The 3,383-nt window shown below is 42.2% G+C and carries 4 protein-coding genes and 1 pseudogene; all 5 read left to right on the forward strand.

The features are described from left to right. Positions 1-135: 135 nt before the first annotated feature. Positions 136-372 (forward strand): DUF1146 family protein, encoded by a 237-nt coding sequence (locus B3473_RS05785; RefSeq protein ID WP_154454301.1) that lies wholly within the window; start codon positions 136-138, stop codon positions 370-372. A gap of 63 nt (positions 373-435) precedes the next feature. Continuing rightward, on the forward strand, positions 436-1,710 hold the full coding sequence (gene murA / locus B3473_RS05790) for a UDP-N-acetylglucosamine 1-carboxyvinyltransferase (RefSeq protein WP_293677891.1): 1,275 nt from the start codon (positions 436-438) through the stop codon (positions 1,708-1,710). Next, positions 1,711-1,902, forward strand: coding sequence for a DNA-directed RNA polymerase subunit beta (locus B3473_RS05795; RefSeq protein ID WP_154454299.1), 192 nt, complete (start codon positions 1,711-1,713; stop codon positions 1,900-1,902). A gap of 83 nt (positions 1,903-1,985) precedes the next feature. Next, positions 1,986-2,861: a DNA/RNA non-specific endonuclease gene (locus tag B3473_RS05800; protein WP_154454298.1), complete on the forward strand. Its 876-nt coding sequence runs from the start codon at positions 1,986-1,988 to the stop codon at positions 2,859-2,861. A 277-nt stretch (positions 2,862-3,138) separates the two neighbouring features. After that, positions 3,139-3,383: pseudogene (pheS, locus tag B3473_RS05805) on the forward strand (phenylalanine--tRNA ligase subunit alpha); the annotation flags it as partial.

Consider the following 3,383-nt stretch of genomic DNA (forward strand, 5'->3'; position numbering starts at 1 on the left):
TTCTTGGTTATGTGACTTTTTATAGAGCCTCTTTGTCTAGCTTTTTTTGTGTCTTCTTATGACAAGAAGATTACAGTTGTAAGGGCTTTTTGAGGAATGATACTGTGAAGGTCTTTTTTATGTTATAATGGCATTATGGAAATATTAAATACAACTGTAAGTCTATTTAGTCATGTCATTTTTATTGCTATGACCAATTCTTTGTTAAGGCAGTTATTTGACTGGTCTAAGTGGATAAAAAACACCCCTGATAATATCGGGCGCTTGAAAGTGTTTATCTTGTTTTTAAGCATTGCAATTGGCTACTTGGTTAGCAATTTTATCTTGGAAATTGTGACATTGAGTCAAACACTTTTCTTCAGCTTTCAATAAAAGCATTAAATAGAAAACTGTGATATAATTCTAGTTAATAGAATATTGAGAATGGAGTTCATTTTGGATAAGATTATTATAGAAGGTGGTCATACGCGTTTGCAAGGAGAAGTGGTCATTGAAGGGGCTAAAAATGCCGTCTTGCCACTTCTTGCAGCCACCATTTTACCAGAAGAAGGAAAGACGGTACTTACGAATGTGCCAATTCTTTCGGATGTGTTTACCATGAATCATGTGGTGCGTGGTTTGGACATTCAAGTGGATTTTGATGAAGCCACTAACACCATTGAGGTTGATGCATCAGGAAAAATTTTAGATGTTGCTCCTTACGAGTATGTGAGCAAAATGCGTGCTTCTATCGTTGTTCTGGGACCTATCTTGGCTCGTAACGGCCATGCCCAAGTATCTATGCCAGGCGGTTGCACGATTGGAAGTCGTCCGATTGACTTGCACCTAAAAGGTTTGGAGGCAATGGGAGCAACTATCACACAATCTGGCGGTGATATTACTGCGACAGTTGACGGCAAGTTGCGTGGAACCACGATTTACATGGATTTCCCATCTGTTGGAGCAACGCAAAACTTGATGATGGCAGCCACTTTGGCAGAAGGTGTGACAACCATTGAAAATGCTGCACGCGAACCAGAAATTGTTGATTTAGCCATGCTGCTAAATAAAATGGGAGCAAAGGTTAGAGGAGCAGGTACAGAAACCTTGACCATTACTGGTGTGGAAAGCCTTCGCGGTGCAGAACACGATGTGGTGCAAGACCGTATTGAAGCAGGGACTTTCATGGTCGCTGCAGCCATGACTTCAGGTAATGTTTTGGTGAAAGATGCCATTTGGGAACACAATCGTCCGTTGATTTCGAAATTGATTGAGATGGGCGTGACAGTGATTGATGAAGAAGAGGGTATCCGTGTGATTGCGGACACGCCAGCCTTAAAACCAGTGACTGTTAAAACCCTACCCCACCCTGGTTTTCCAACGGATATGCAGGCACAATTTACCGCTTTGATGGCGGTTGTGAACGGCGAATCAACCATGATTGAAACGGTTTTTGAAAATCGTTTCCAACACCTTGAAGAAATGCGCCGCATGGGCTTGCAGTCTGAGATTTTGCGTGATACAGCAATGATTCATGGAGGCAAAGAATTACAAGGAGCACCTGTCATGTCTACAGACTTGCGTGCCAGTGCTGCCTTGATTATGATTGGTATGGTGGCAAAAGGCACAACAACAGTTGGCAAATTGGTTCACCTTGACCGTGGCTACTACAAATTCCATGAAAAATTAGCAAAACTAGGAGCGCATATTAAGCGTGTAAGCGAGGACTAAATGACAACAGGTTGGAAATATGTTGCAAAACAACTAACCTTAATTCTAGTGGTGGTGATTCTTAGCGTTCTTTTTCTAGCTATCGGTTTAATGCTAGGTTACAGCGTTTTTGGAGAGGGTAAGAACCCCTTAGCCATCTTATCCCTTGATAAATGGCAGTCCATTATCGGAAAATTCACTGGAAACGGTTAGGTTAATCACATTATCAAATTCAAAGTGGATAATCGCCTTTATGCGAGTAAATGCGGTTTTCCATTTTTTTAATGGAAGGAATTATGGCGAAAAAATCAAAAACATCAAAACAGTTTAAATCCATTATTGCAGTACTAGTTGCCTTAATTGGTATCGGGACGGGTTGGGTAACCACCTCAGAATCAGGCGAGCAATCCTTGCAGCAGGTGGTTTCCTTGGTCACTGGGCAAGAAACGTCTGCCTCATCTGTCACGTCTAACCAATCCAAATCAACAGACGGTGCCCCAAGTCAAGCCTTAGCAGAAACGGTTTTAACTGATAGCGTCAAGGAACAGTTGGGCAACAAGCTTGAGTGGAATGGGGCTGGAGCTTATATTGTGAATCAAAACAAGACGTCTTTAAATGCCAAGGTATCGAGTAAGCCTTATGTCAACAACAAAACCAAAACCGTTCAAGGGCAAACGGTTCCGACGGTTGCGAATGCCTTGCTAAGCAAATCCACACGCCAATACAAGAGCCGTGAGGAAACTGGCAATGGCTCAACTTCTTGGAAACCAGCTGGCTGGCACCAATTGCAACACTTGTCAGGAACTTATCACCATGCCGTTGATCGCGGGCATTTGCTGGGCTATGCTTTGGTTGGTGGTCTAAAAGGATTTGATGCCTCAACCAGCAATCCTGCTAATGTGGCAACGCAAACAGCTTGGGCAAATGAAGCCAACTCAGAAGACTCAACAGGTCAGAATTACTATGAATCACAGGTTCGCAAGGCTTTGGATCAAAACAAACGTGTGCGTTATCGCGTGACCTTAATCTATGATGGCGACAATATTCTCTCAAGTGGTACGCATTTGGAGGCAAAATCATCAGACGGTAGTTTGGAATTTAATGTCTTTATTCCAAATGTCCAAAGCGGCCTGACTTTCAATTACTATTCTGGTGAGGTCAGTGTCAATTAGCCGTTTTTCAATCTTGTCAAATGGTTTAAAATTTGTTAGAATAAACTGTAATTGAATAGTGTCTTGTGAGAGTAGTACCCTTATGGCAGTTTAACAGGGAATGGGAGCCGTGACTGGAAGCTTCCTAGATGAAAGTTTGGCGAATTCACTCACCAAAAAAGACAAGAATTAAGGTCTGCAAGTCAGATAAAAAACGGATGGTACCGCGTGTCAACGCTCCGCTAATGGAGCTTGGCACGTTTTTCGTTTTGTGAGCAGTATTCAGAGAGGGAATGGAATGGATTTACAAGCGCAATTAGAAGAATTAAAAGAAACAACGCAAGCCAAGTTGGCTGAAATGCATGGCGATCATGCCAAAGAACTTCAAGAATTACGTGTACAAGTTCTTGGGAAAAAAGGATCATTGACAGAATTGTTGAAAGGTTTGAAAGAACTCTCACATGATATGCGTCCAGTGGTTGGAAAACAAGTCAATGAAGTCCGCGACGTCTTGACAAAAGCTTTTGAAGAACAAGCTAAAAT

This window comes from Streptococcus sp. UBA632, from assembly GCF_002300045.1.
Lineage (GTDB): Bacteria > Bacillota > Bacilli > Lactobacillales > Streptococcaceae > Streptococcus > Streptococcus alactolyticus.